Source organism: Gemmatimonas sp., assembly GCF_041689975.1.
Classification (GTDB): Bacteria; Gemmatimonadota; Gemmatimonadetes; order Gemmatimonadales; family Gemmatimonadaceae; genus Gemmatimonas.
In genome coordinates, this window is record NZ_JBDNFF010000158.1 from 1 (window position 1) to 12,019 (window position 12,019).

General features: G+C 63.8%; 11 protein-coding genes and 1 tRNA gene. 7 read left to right on the top strand and 5 right to left on the bottom strand.

Features of this window, described 5'->3' with window-relative positions; translation table 11 throughout:
- A partial coding sequence (locus tag ACESNG_RS10375) for an MFS transporter (protein WP_373068866.1) occupies positions 1–791 on the top strand: 791 nt, incomplete at its 5' end.
- Between the two features lie 26 nt (positions 792–817).
- On the opposite strand, the gene ACESNG_RS10380 is transcribed toward ACESNG_RS10375, so the two are convergent.
- The 3 genes from ACESNG_RS10380 to ACESNG_RS10390 are packed head-to-tail and all read right to left on the bottom strand — an operon-like array spanning position 818 to position 4,007.
- Entirely contained in the window at positions 818–2,554 is a 1,737-nt protein-coding gene (locus ACESNG_RS10380) for a M14 family zinc carboxypeptidase (protein ID WP_373068868.1), read from the bottom strand.
- Positions 2,551–3,105, bottom strand: coding sequence for a DUF6805 domain-containing protein (locus ACESNG_RS10385; RefSeq protein ID WP_373060622.1), 555 nt, complete (start codon positions 3,103–3,105; stop codon positions 2,551–2,553). The genes ACESNG_RS10380 and ACESNG_RS10385 overlap by 4 nt, the downstream gene beginning before the upstream one ends.
- Positions 3,106–3,107: 2 nt before the next feature.
- Positions 3,108–4,007, bottom strand: coding sequence for a 5'-3' exonuclease H3TH domain-containing protein (locus tag ACESNG_RS10390; protein WP_373060623.1), 900 nt, complete (start codon positions 4,005–4,007; stop codon positions 3,108–3,110).
- A 338-nt stretch (positions 4,008–4,345) separates the two neighbouring features.
- Here ACESNG_RS10390 and ACESNG_RS10395 point away from each other — a divergent pair, with 338 nt between their 5' ends.
- On the top strand, positions 4,346–4,756 hold the full coding sequence (locus ACESNG_RS10395) for a hypothetical protein (RefSeq protein WP_373068870.1): 411 nt from the start codon (positions 4,346–4,348) through the stop codon (positions 4,754–4,756).
- 100 nt (positions 4,757–4,856) lie between these two features.
- On the opposite strand, the gene ACESNG_RS10400 is transcribed toward ACESNG_RS10395, so the two are convergent.
- Positions 4,857–5,978, bottom strand: a complete 1,122-nt coding sequence (locus tag ACESNG_RS10400; protein ID WP_373060625.1) for an ATP-binding protein — start codon at positions 5,976–5,978, stop codon at positions 4,857–4,859.
- 145 nt (positions 5,979–6,123) lie between these two features.
- Between ACESNG_RS10400 and ACESNG_RS10405 the strand changes: the two genes are divergently transcribed.
- Positions 6,124–6,196: transfer RNA gene (locus ACESNG_RS10405), tRNA-Gly, on the top strand.
- Between the two features lie 150 nt (positions 6,197–6,346).
- Positions 6,347–6,775, top strand: a complete 429-nt coding sequence (locus ACESNG_RS10410) for a helix-turn-helix domain-containing protein (protein WP_373068872.1) — start codon at positions 6,347–6,349, stop codon at positions 6,773–6,775.
- Between the two features lie 622 nt (positions 6,776–7,397).
- On the opposite strand, the gene ACESNG_RS10415 is transcribed toward ACESNG_RS10410, so the two are convergent.
- Positions 7,398–7,859, bottom strand: a complete 462-nt coding sequence (locus ACESNG_RS10415) for a cytochrome b562 (protein WP_373060627.1) — start codon at positions 7,857–7,859, stop codon at positions 7,398–7,400.
- Positions 7,860–8,095: 236 nt separating this feature from the next.
- Between ACESNG_RS10415 and ACESNG_RS10420 the strand changes: the two genes are divergently transcribed.
- The 3 genes from ACESNG_RS10420 to ACESNG_RS10430 are packed head-to-tail and all read left to right on the top strand — an operon-like array spanning position 8,096 to position 11,713.
- Positions 8,096–8,632 (top strand): ubiquinol-cytochrome c reductase iron-sulfur subunit, encoded by a 537-nt coding sequence (locus ACESNG_RS10420; protein WP_373060628.1) that lies wholly within the window; start codon positions 8,096–8,098, stop codon positions 8,630–8,632.
- Positions 8,632–10,464: a cytochrome b N-terminal domain-containing protein gene (locus tag ACESNG_RS10425; protein ID WP_373060629.1), complete on the top strand. Its 1,833-nt coding sequence runs from the start codon at positions 8,632–8,634 to the stop codon at positions 10,462–10,464. The genes ACESNG_RS10420 and ACESNG_RS10425 overlap by 1 nt, the downstream gene beginning before the upstream one ends.
- Before the next feature lie 58 nt (positions 10,465–10,522).
- Positions 10,523–11,713, top strand: a complete 1,191-nt coding sequence (locus ACESNG_RS10430; protein ID WP_373060630.1) for a metallophosphoesterase — start codon at positions 10,523–10,525, stop codon at positions 11,711–11,713.
- Positions 11,714–12,019 lie beyond the last annotated feature (306 nt).

Below are 12,019 nucleotides of genomic sequence, written 5' to 3' on the forward strand. Positions count from 1 at the left end.
CCGCCGCCTCAACCGCCGCCTCAACCGCCGCCTCAACCGCCGCCTCAACCGCCGCCTCAACCGCCGCCTCAACCGCCGCCTCAACCGCTGCCTCGACCGCTGCCTCGACCGCTGCCTCGACCGCTGCCGCGCCGACCGCTGCTCCATCGTTCGCTCAGGTGGTCGCCACCGTGCTGCCGAAACCCGCGTTCTGGTTGCTGGCGCTGGGCGCCGCGAGTTCGTCGGTGTGCGGCTACGGCGTGGCGTTCTGGCTGCCAAGCTTCTTCATCCGGAGCCTCGGACTCACGCTGGTCGAGACATCGTGGTTTTACAGCGCCATCAATCTGCTGGGTGGAGTAGCCGGCATGTGGCTGGGTGGGGCGTTGGCCGACCGCTATGGAAAGAAGAACCGCGCCGCCTACGCCCTCACACCCGCGATCTGTTTTCTGGTGGCGTTGCCATTCTTCTACGCGGCGATGAACACGACGTCGCTGGTATGGGCCTTCCTGCTCTTCCTCGTTCCGACCGGGCTCAATCTCGCGTGGCTCGGCCCGGTGCTCGGCGCGGTACAACACCTTGCGCCGGCCAACATGCGAACCATCACCAGCTCGCTCTTCCTGCTCATCAACAACCTGCTCGGCATCGCGGTGGGGCTGTGGATCTTCGGCTACATCTCCGACCTGCTCGCCCCGCTATACGGCGCCGAATCGATGCGCTACGCGCTGTACTACGGCGCCGGATTCTACCTGCTGGCGTCGCTGTTGCTCTGGTTGGCGTCGCGGCGTCTCGCGGCTGACTGGGTCGAGGGCTGAGCGCCGCGACGCGTGCACGCGTATTGCTACTTCACCGCGCTCATCGAGCGGAGCACCGGGTAATAGATCGGCGCCGGGGACAGGCCCAACACGGCGTCGAGAATGTTCCACCACATGAAGCCGTCGTCCGAGCGGGGGTCCATGAGGATGAACGTGAGTCGCGCCAACGGCTGATCCATCGGGATCACCAGCGAGCCCGCCGGTAACGTCTGCTCGGTGGCTTCCCAGGCGCCGGTGAGCGTGCGCGCTTTGTGCGTGCCCTGATATTCGCGCGCGTCCAACGTGTTCGTCGCGATCTTGAAGCGATCACCGCTGAACGGCTGGTCGGCTGCCGTGATGCTGTAGCGAATACCGTGGGCTTCGAGGCGATCGATCACGGAGGCCATCATGCGCTGCGTTGGCGTGCCCGCAGCACCACCTCGACCACCGCCGAACGCGCCGGGCGCCGGTATCAGGGCAGCGGCCGCTGTCGGCGTCGTGGGGATCACCCACGCTCGCGGAGCCAGCGACGTCTCAGTGGGTTCGGTGGTGCCGAAGAACGGCAGCATCTCGCTGGTCACGTTGCTGTTGCCCAATCCATCGGGGCGCAGACGAAACGGACGATCAGCCACGTAGGGATTGCGCACGGAGATCGTGGGCGCGAATACGATTTTCTGGAGCGCCGGCGCCTTCACCAACTGCTGGCGCACGGCGAGCTGCTCTCCGATGATCGATTCGGCATTGGCCTTCGCCACCACGTCGCGCACCGTTTCGCCGTGCGATGCCACGTAACCCAGCGACTCCTCGAGGAACCAGTACGTCTCCGTAATGCGCGTCTTGAACGACGCGTACGAATAGGTCTCGGTGAGCAGGCCCAGAATGTTGCGCACGCCGTAGTAGGTCGAGGTATAGCGCGGTTTGGCCAGCTCGGCGTCGGACCGCCACGCGCGTTGATCACCGCTGCCCGACACGCCGCCGTAGTAGAACCAGTCGGAGCCGTGCTTCGCCTTCACGTTCTTCGTGATCTCCGGCAACAGCACGTCGCGCAACAGACTCATTTGGGCCTTGGAATTGTTCGGATTGAGCGACGTTTCGTACGTCATGTTGAAGCCGCTGGTGGAGCTGCCGTCGGTGGTGTGCAGATCCATCGCCACATGCGGTTGATAGCGCGTGAGCAATGACGCCATCGATCGCGCTTCGGCGGTTTCCATCTTGGTGCCGTCGCGATTGAGATCGAGGCCCAGCGCGTTTTCGCGCGTGCCCATACCCCCCACGGGCCCCGCCTGCGAGCCGCGGTTGGTGACTGCCACGCGTTCATTGCCGTCGGCGTTGTAGATCGGATTGATCAGCAGCACGGTGGTCTTGAACCACGCGTTGCGCTCTCCCTTGGCGATCGAACGCAACAACCAGAGCAGCGCTTCTTTGCCCTCGACCTCACCGGCGTGGATGTTGCCTTGGATGTACACGCGGGTCTTGTTCGTCGCGAGCACCTGTTCCGCGCTTGCGCCGGGAGCACCGATCACGGCGAGCGGCAGCGGCCGACCCTCCGTGGTATAGCCATAGGTCGTGAGATGGATGTTCGGGTTCACCGCCGCCATCTGTTTCATGTACGCGATGACCTCGTCGTACCGACTGGTCTCGGCGTAGTCGGTGCGCTCCGGGCGCGTGAGCATTTGTGCGCCCTGCGCCTTGGCCGCGGGTGCCTTGACCCCGGTTGTTTGGGCGGCAAGCTGGCTGCCGGCGAGCAACACGGCGCTACACAGGATGGCGGACATCGGCTTCATCGGACAACTCCAGAGGGAGAGAACATCAGGTTCAGTTGCTGTTGAACGACGGCGAGGGGCGCGACTTCGTTGTGGTCCTGAATCGTGCGGAGCTCGTGCAGGCGTGGCGTGGATTCGCCGCGTGCGCGAAGCATGACGGCGATGCTGGTCTTGCCCTTCGTCACGGCGAACGGCACCACGATCTCGACGACGGTCGGTACGTTCGCCGTGGCGTCAAAGCGTTTGGACGCGATGAGACTGTCTTCCACCACGAGATCGTAGTTTCCGGACGAGGTGCCGAGAAACGTGCAGGCGATGGTGACCTCGGTGTCGTCGAAGGTGGCGAGTGCATAGCGGATCCAGCCGCGCGCCTGCCGGAACGACTGGCCGTTGGCGGTGCCGCTGCTGTCGTCGTGGGCGGCGTATCCGTGCTCACCCTCGCTGCGGGCTTGGCCAGCCTCCACGAGGTCCACCACACGACGATCGCGGGCCGCGAAGGGGTTGGCCGGGGCGGCGATGGCCAGAACGGCCAAGAGGGCCGTGGCACGGCAGAGCAGGGAAGCCGAAAGCACCGTCAGTCCTCGGGGAACGGCACGTCGTCGAGTCCGGGTCCGGCCGCGCTCCGCGACACGACACCGCCCGCAGCGTTCGCCGGTACCCCGGCTCTGGCCTGTGATCCTCCGGGCCAGGCGATCGTGCTCAGCGCGCAGCGCGAGAGATCCATGGCGGGCAGCGGCACGTCCTCCCGGATCGTGGTGAGCTGCAGCATCAGTCGCACATGCTCGTGCTGTCCCGCCAGTTTCGCGGTGTCGTCGCGATGGCTCACGTACTCGCTGGCCTCGAGGGCCTTTTCGATGCTCTGCCAACGCCGCAGTAGCTTGACCGCCGTGCCTTTCCCCACGCTTTTCACACCCGGAATGTCGTCGCCCTCTTCGCCACAGAGCGCCTTGAAGGCCGGCAGGTCAGGGGGCAGCACGCCGAACTTCGCCAACACGTCGGCCGCGCTCCAAGGCTTGATGCGCGCGCCATTCGGACCTTTGCCCACACCCACGTAGGTGGCCACATCCACCCCCTCCGACACGAACTGCAACAAGTCGGAATCGTTCGACAGCACCGTCACGCGCGCCTCCGTGCGGAAACGCGCCATCAACGAGGCCACACTGTCGTCGCCTTCGAACGACGCCACACTCACGCTGGCGATGCCGGTGGCCTCCACCCCTTCGCGGATCGGTGTGATGCGGGCGCGCATGGAACCGGTGCGGCGGTGCTTGTACGTAGGGAACAGCGCATGCCGGAAGGTCGGCCCGTCGTGGTCCCAAGCGGCCACGACGTGCGTGGCGGCGATGTCCATTGCCGCGCCGCGGGCCATCTGGCACCACAGGCGTACACCGTTGGTGACATCGCCCGCTGCCACATGGGCGGCGCGGCCGGCCAAGGATTGCGCGTCGACAACGAGAAGGTGTGGCAGGGTCATCGGGACAATTTAGCCGCCACCGGGCTCGACGTCCCGCACGCCGGGGATTCTGCAACCGTGATGCCGCACGCGGGAGTACGTCACGTGACGCATGTCGGGCGCGGTGCCGCCGCACGATCCTGCGGTCACACCTTCTCGGAGAATTCATGCGTCGTCGATATGTGGCCGTTGCGCTCCCGCTGGTAGCCCTGGCCGGGGCTTGTACGCCGTATGCCGTGTCCACCACGGCGCTGTCGATGGCTTGAGGCGGGGGGCAGCGTACCATCATGCTGGCGGTCGTGCCGCGGGGCGCCGAGTGGTCGAACGACTCGAGCAAGTCGCGTTCGGAGAGCGTAGCCTTGCCCAGTCTGGATGTTGAGCAACGGGTGGGTCTCGACGAGCGCTCCGACATCGGCCTGCGGGTCAACGCCTTCAGCGGTGTCATTGTGTGGTACAAGCGCCGTCTGGACGGTCCCACCAACCGCGACACACACGCCACCGCCATCATGGTCGGGGCCGCCTTGCTGGACTTCGTGCAGCATATGCACGGGGAAGTCACGCTGATCACGTCGGGACGCGAGTGTGCACCGGTGGTTCGCTACGGCGGTGTGCGCGTGATTCAGGTGCCGCCGCTGAGTTCCGCGGCCGTACATGATGCCCCCACCATCGGCGCGTTCACCGGGCTGAAGATGGGCGGCCGCTTATTGGGGGGTGTCAGCCGAGCTGAGGGTGTTTTACGATCGCTCAGCGCTGGGTCTTCGTTGCGGTAACGTTATCGTGGTGCTGTCGTTCGCGATTCACGGCGACGTGTTCAGCCGGCTGCGGTCGCGATAGCGCGCGGCGGTGCGCCGTCGAGCCCACCTCGCGGCCCTACCTCGGCACCGTCACGCGGAATTTCGTACCGTCATCCTTCGATGATGTGACCTCGATGTGGCCGTGATGGGCGGCGACGATGCGATCGGTGATGTACAAGCCCAGACCGAGATGGTGATCGGCGGAGGCCGGCGGCGCGTCGGTCAGGACGCGTTTGAACGGGCTGAACAGGCCGCCGATATCGGTGGCCGGAATTACCGGACCGAAATTGTTCACCTCGATCACGACGTCGCAATCGGTGCCGCGCAGATGGACGGTAACTGGTAGCGAAGAATCCCCATGATGCACGGCGTTGTTGAGCAGATTGGCGAGCACCTGCCGAATGCGCGCCGCGTCTACCGACGCCTGCAATTCCGGCTCGATATGTGTTTCGAACGCCCACATCGGGTGGGCCGCCTCGACTTCTTCCACGGCGTGGCGTACCACGGTCGATAGATCGGTCAGTGCGAGTATAACGCTCAGTCCCGCCCCCATGCGACTGCGTGTGAAGTCGAGCAGGTCGTCGACGAGTTCGATCATACGGGTCACGCTGCGAGTGGCCCGGGACACCAACACGGCCTGCGTGCTGTCGCCGGAGGGCGCCGAAGCCAGATGTTCATTGACCATGAGCACGGTTTGTAGCGGTGCGCGCAGATCGTGGCTGAGAATCGCCAGGAACAGGTCCTTCGACTCGTCGATGCTGACGGTAAACCGCGTGATCGACTCGCTGAGCGTCTGATCGATGGACTCGTTGAAGCGCATGAGATCCACCAAGTCGGTGCCGCTGAGCGTGCCTTTGTGCGCCGTCCAATGGCGCAGGACGCTCGCGCGCAGGGCACGGAACTCGGAGACCATCTCGCTGATCGAGAACCCGCTATGGGCACGCTCCTCACCGTGGGCCTGCGCCGCGGAGTCCGGTGCCGTGTCGGGGCTATCACTGTTGCCGTGCGACTTCTCCTCCGCCTCGGCCGGCGACTGCGGGGTACGCAGGTCGGCGCAGATGTCGCGCAGCAGGCTGCCCGCGTGATCGCGGAGCGCGGCCCGATCCATGTGTTCCGCGCCGTCACGCGAGCTCGCAAAGTCTTCCCATTCCGAAAGCAGGAGCTCGCGGTTCGCTGCAATGAAATCGGCCAGACGCACGGGCACTCCAGTGGGGGGAACTCGCAACGTAATCCGTTGGGCCGAGGCGCAGAGGACCTGAGTGGATAGCTGGCGGGCCCTTTACCCGGTGCGCCTGGGCGCACTAGCTTCTGTTGGTGGCGCGGTCGGAGGGTTGACCGTGACTGCGGGAGTAACTCAGTTGGTAGAGTATTTGCTTCCCAAGCAAAAGGTCGCGGGTTCGAGTCCCGTCTCCCGCTCTGATGTTGGTCGTTGTGAAGCAGGCCTGTGCAAAACGGCTGTCCCCGCGCGGGGCAGCCGTTTATGGCTCCTTGGCAGTCGATAGACGCCGATCAGGATAGTTACATAAAGGGATTGATTTCGCCATGCACCTTGGCGATCTTTCAGTTATGAGGGCCGATTCCTCGCTGGTCGCCACCCTCGCCGCCGCTCTCCGTAATGCGCGACGGGCGAAGCGAGTCTCCATTGCCGCGCTCGCGGCACAAGCCGGCGTAAGTCCTCGGCTCATCAGTGAGTTCGAGCAAGGGAAGAGACCCCACGTCTCCCTTGAGACGGCCTCGCGGCTCCTGCACTTGATGCACGTGGTGGTGACAGTGGCAAGAGCACCGTCACCAGTCGACGCGGACCGCGCTCGGGCCGAGCGTGCGGCAGTTCGGCGCCAGACCTGGACTGGCTCGCAGAGTACGCTCGCGATGCACGATGACCCACGCCCCCCAGCGACAGCGGGGGCGCGTCTGGCCGCCGTGTCGGGCGCTTCAGCGCTCACCGTGGCGCTGCAACGCGCGTCCCTTGATAGCTCGTCCCACGAACCGCGATGACACCAGCCGGGGAGGGACGACGGAATGACGTTCGGCACGCTGCGTTCCCTGACGACTTTCTCGATTTCATCCACGCCCTGAATGCTCACGCCGTGGACTACGTGCTCGTCGGTGGGTATGCCATTGGGATTTACGGTCACGCGCGAGCGACAACGGATATCGATTTTTCTATCGACGCGCGCCGGACAACGTTAAGCGGCTGCCCAGCGCTTTAAGCGCGTTCGGCGCGCCACCGGTTGTACTTGATCGGGCGCATTTTGGAGGCCCCGGACACGGTAACTGCGTTTGGCGAGCCACCGACGCGTATCGATTTACTGTCGAGCATCTCTGGCGCGAGCTTCGAGGACGCACTCGTGCAGGCGATCCACGTGGACATCAACGGCGACGTGCTGCCAGTCATCGGGCTCCCTGCGCTTCGCGCAAATAAGCAAGCGAGTGGTCGCAAGAAAGATCGAGATGATCTCAAGCGGCTACCGCATCCCTCCGCGCCGTCGCGCCAACGCCCGGTTGGAAAGCCGAGGCGTTGACGGTGAATCTCGCCTTGCGAACCGAAAGACCAAACGGCCCCAATCTTGGTGATTCGAGGCCGTTTTCATGTCTCGGAACCGGAGCCGTGTAAGACTCAGTTCCCGCCCGGAGGCGCACCCGCCTTCTTGATGCGGTATTCCTTGTGCCCGTCGCGCTGCAGCCCCTTGATCTCGTCGTAGGTGGCCACGGCGTCGGCGTTCTTGCCGGCCTTGATTGAAACTTTGAGCTTGTCGACCGCGGTGAGAAGTTCCTTCATGCCCGCCTCATAGCCCGACTGGAACTTGGTCTGTTCGGCAGCCGGGACCTTCTCCTTCTTCGCCGGCACCATGGTCAGCGCGGCCTTGGCATTGGTCTCGATAATGGTGAGCTGCTCGAGAGTGTTCGCGTTTTGCGAGGCGTCTTCGACCTGACGGCCTACCGCTTTGAAGGCCGCATTCATGGCGCTCATCTTCTTGCCGAGTGGCGTTTTTTCCTCGTCCTGTTGGGCGTGGGCCACGCTCGAAATGGCCAGAGCCAAGACGCACGCGGCGCCAAACTGCCGAAGTCGCAGATGCATGTGAGATGGATTACGAAGAGAGGTGAAAAGAGCGCATCGGGCACGCTTTGGTGCGATTCCGTGTTGAGAGTACGCGCGGGCCCGGCTGTTCGCTGACGTACCGCACGCGGCTCATGATGTTCCGGCGTCGCGGTCGCTCCCACGTCAACAATCTGCTGGTCCACTGCGTACACTTATGTCGTGGAGTCCGCTGTGCGGTGTAAGCCGTTTTGTCTTCCCGGGATACCAACGCTGACATGTCCGACACCAAGCCCGCGCCCGACCGGCGCAACTTCGTATCCAAGGCCGCCGCGATTGTCGTGGGCGGCCTCATTTCCGTGGTAGCGCCCGTGGCCGGCCTGTTCACGCTGTTCGATCCGCTGCGGCGCAAGTCCGATACGCGCGGTCTGGTCCGTGTGGCTTCGCTCGCCTCACTGGGCAGCAACGGCGAGCCGCGCAAATTCCCGGTGCTCGACACCTTAGTGGATGCGTGGAACAAGACCGAGAATGTGCCGGTGGGGTCGGTCTATCTACAGAAAACCGGCGACAACACGGTGCGCGTGCTGAACTCGGTGTGCCCGCATCTCGGGTGCTCGGTGGGCTACAACGCTACTTCGCACGGATATTTCTGCCCGTGTCACCGCAGCAGCTTCACGCTGGACGGAGCGATCGCGGACCCGAAGAGCCCGAGCCCGCGCGGCATGGATGAACTCGAGGCCGTGATTCGCGACGGCGAAGTCTGGGTGCGCTTCCAGAACTTCCGCAAAGGCTCCCCCGACAAGATTCCCGTCTGATGGCCGAGCGACCGAATACCGAACGTCCGTCCATCGGCTCCTGGATTGATTCGCGCACCGGCTACAAGGGACTGCTTCACGAAACGCTGTTCGAGAACGTCCCCGGTGGTGCGCGCTGGCGCTACGTGTGGGGAAGCACGCTGTCCTTCTTCTTCATGGTGCAGGTGATCACGGGCGTGTTCCTGTGGATGTCCTACAGTCCGAGCTCGCAGACGGCGTGGGAAAGCGTGTACTACATCCAGCATCAAATGTTGGGCGGCTGGTTCCTGCGTGGTCTGCATCACTTCGTCGCTCAAGCCATGACGGTGCTGCTGATACTGCACCTCATGCAGGTCATCATCGACGGTGCCTACAAAGCACCGCGCGAGGTGAACTACTGGTTCGGCGTGGCGCTGCTCGTGCTCGTACTGGCGTTGTCACTCACCGGCTATCTGTTGCCATGGGACCAGAACGGTTACTGGTCGACAGCGGTGACCACCAACATCGTGGGCATGAGTCCGGGCATCGGACAGTCGTTGCAGACCGTTGTGGTGGGTGGCGTGACTTACGGGCATCTCACGCTCACGCGCTTCTTTGCACTGCACGCGGGCGTGATTCCGGGCTTGGTCATACTGTTGATCGTCGGGCACGTATACCTCTTCCGCAAGCACGGCCTCACGCCAAAGAAGCCGCTCAAGGGCCCTGACCAAGGCTTCTGGCCGGAACAGGTGCTGCGCGATGCGGTGGCGTGTCTCGCCGTGCTCGTCGTCGTGCTGTTCTTCGTGGTGCGCGAACACGGAGCGCCACTAGGAGCGCCGGCCGATCCGGCCGAACAGTTCTCGGCGGCACGCCCCGAGTGGTATTTCCTGTTCCTGTACCAGTTTCTGAAGTACTTCCCCGGCAACACCGAGATCCTCGGCGCCATCGTGCTCCCTTCACTGGGGCTCTTGGTGTTGTTCGCCATGCCCTTTCTGGGACGGTGGAAGCTTGGTCACCGATTCAATCTCGGTTTCATGGGCGCGATGCTCGCCGGTGCCGCACTGCTCACGTGGCAGGCCCTTGCCGAAGATCGCAAGGATCCCGAATACCAGGTAGCGAAGGCCGTGTCCAATCGCGACGCGACGCGCGCGGTGGAACTGGCCAATGCCGGCGTGCCTATCACGGGCGCGCTCACGCTGATGCGCGAAGATCCGTACACCCAAGGCCCGCGCATTTTCTCGCGGAACTGTGCCTCATGCCATCGTTACGATGGACACGATGGACTGGGTAACGCGTTGCCGAAGGACTCCATCTCGGCGTCCGACCTGAAGGGCTTCGGCTCGCGCGAGTGGCTGCAGGGCTTTCTCAACGCCGACACGATTCTGACGCCTCGCTACTGGGGGGGCACGGCGCATACCGAAGGTGACATGGTCGGCTGGCTCGACGATCACATTCCCGAGACCGACGAACAGAAGGCCACGCGCCGCAACGTGGTGCTCGCGCTGTCGTCGCAGGCCGCGCTGAGCTCGCAGGCCACGATGGATCGCCGGGACAGCGTGCAGATCGCGCTCGGCATTCAGTTCATGCGGGACACGAAGAATGGATGCACCGAGTGCCACAAGTTTCAGGAGCTCGGCACTGATGGTCCTGAGCTCACCGGGTGGGGTTCTCGCGAGTGGACAGTCGCATTCGTGAACGACCCGACGCATCCGCGGTTCTATGGACGCGACAACGATCGCATGCCGTCGTACGGCACCGAGAAGAGCCTCAGTCAGCGCGAGATCGAGATGGTGGTGGACTGGATCCGGAACGAGTGGTACACGCCGAAGGTGGCGGCAACGCGTAGCGGTGACCCGAACGTGGCGCGGCGGTAGCGCAAAGCAGTGGTCTGAACGGTAACTTTTGCGCATCACCTTTGCCCGGAGCACCTGCATGCGATCTCTGCGTTGCCGCTCGATCTCTGTTGTTTCGGTCGTCGCGGCGCTGGCATTGCCGGTGCTTTCTTCGGTCGCGTGCTCATTGCCCGCGCAGGTCACGCCATCGGCTGGCGCGAAGGACACCGTGTGGTCCATCCAGAAGCCGCGGAATCCGTTACCGTCCGAGTCCGCGAGTGCAAGCGTCTCTCGCTTTTCGTTCATCGCATACGGCGACACGCGCGGCCGACGTGACGGTGTAAGTGAGCAGTACGAGCATTCGCTGGTGATCGAGTCGATGTTACGGACGATCAAGAACATGGAGGATGGCCCGGAGCCGGTTCGGTTCGTGCTGCAAAGCGGTGACGCGGTCGTGAATGGGCGTGATCCAAAGCAGTGGAACGTCAGCTTCATCGGGCTGATCAATAGACTCACCACCACGGGCGGCGTGCCGTATTATCTCGCGCCGGGCAATCATGACGTCACGTCAGCAGCGGAGCTCGACGCGCCCGGCCGTCTCGTGGGCTTGCAGAACTACTTGCGTGCCGTCAGCCAGCTCATTCCCGCCGATGGCGCGACCCGTCGCCTCTCGGGGTATCCCACGTATGCGTTCGGATACGGCAACACGTTCGTGATCGCCTTCGACTCCAATATTGCGGAGGACTCGACGCAGCTCGCGTGGGTGCGCGGTCAACTGGAAGGACTCGATCGCAAACGGTACACGCACGTGATCGCCTTCTTTCATCATCCGGTCTACTCCTCCGGGCCGCACGGCGGATCGATCATCGAGCGTCCGACCGCGGCCGTGCGGGCGCACTACATGCCGTTGTTTCGCAAGCACAATGTGGAGCTGCTGTTCACCGGCCACGAGCACTTGTATGAACATTTCGTGGAGCGCTATCGCGATGCCACGGGACAGCCGCGGCGCATCGACCATATCGTGAGCGGCGGCGGCGGCGCGCCGTTGTACACGTATCAAGGCGAGCCGGACTTGCGTGCCTACGTACGGGCATCGGGACTGGATTCCGCACGGGTCTCGCACGTGGTGCGACCGGGGGCCAGGGCGGGCGATAATCCTTACCACTACACCGTGGTGCACGTCGACGGCGCGCGCGTGTGGATCGAAGTGATCGGCGTGGATTGGGGGGTAGGGTTCGCGCCGTACGGCAACAATCGGAGCGTGTTGGGGGATACGGCGGTACGGCGGTAACTGGCGCCGAACTGGCGATCGAGGAGTGAGAACTCCTTAGGAAGCAGTAGGGAGGTTTTCAGGAAGCAGGAGGCAGTAAACGCAAAACGCGCCTGCTTCCTGCCCCCTGATACCCTCCTCCCTGCTTCCTAGGGAGTTAGCAGTTGGCAGTTAGCAGTTAGCAGTTAGCAATTACCGCCGACTGTTGATCCCCCAATCATACCCCGTATCCACCCACTTGAATTTGCCGCCACGCAAAACCTCCTGCGCTGGCCCTGCAGGCACGTACTTCGCCCAGAACGCGCCCACCCCCTCGAGTGATCCACC

What these genes read in the sequence shown, in the direction of transcription:
- ACESNG_RS10380 (WP_373068868.1), bottom strand. Translation starts at nt 2,554, where the DNA reads ATGAAGCCGATGTCCGCCATCCTGTGTAGCGCCGTGTTGCTCGCCGGC.
- ACESNG_RS10390 (WP_373060623.1), bottom strand. Translation starts at nt 4,007, where the DNA reads ATGACCCTGCCACACCTTCTCGTTGTCGACGCGCAATCCTTGGCCGGC.
- ACESNG_RS10410 (WP_373068872.1), top strand. Translation starts at nt 6,347, where the DNA reads ATGAGGGCCGATTCCTCGCTGGTCGCCACCCTCGCCGCCGCTCTCCGT.
- ACESNG_RS10415 (WP_373060627.1), bottom strand. Translation starts at nt 7,859, where the DNA reads ATGCATCTGCGACTTCGGCAGTTTGGCGCCGCGTGCGTCTTGGCTCTG.
- ACESNG_RS10420 (WP_373060628.1), top strand. Translation starts at nt 8,096, where the DNA reads ATGTCCGACACCAAGCCCGCGCCCGACCGGCGCAACTTCGTATCCAAG.
- ACESNG_RS10425 (WP_373060629.1), top strand. Translation starts at nt 8,632, where the DNA reads ATGGCCGAGCGACCGAATACCGAACGTCCGTCCATCGGCTCCTGGATT.
- ACESNG_RS10430 (WP_373060630.1), top strand. Translation starts at nt 10,523, where the DNA reads ATGCGATCTCTGCGTTGCCGCTCGATCTCTGTTGTTTCGGTCGTCGCG.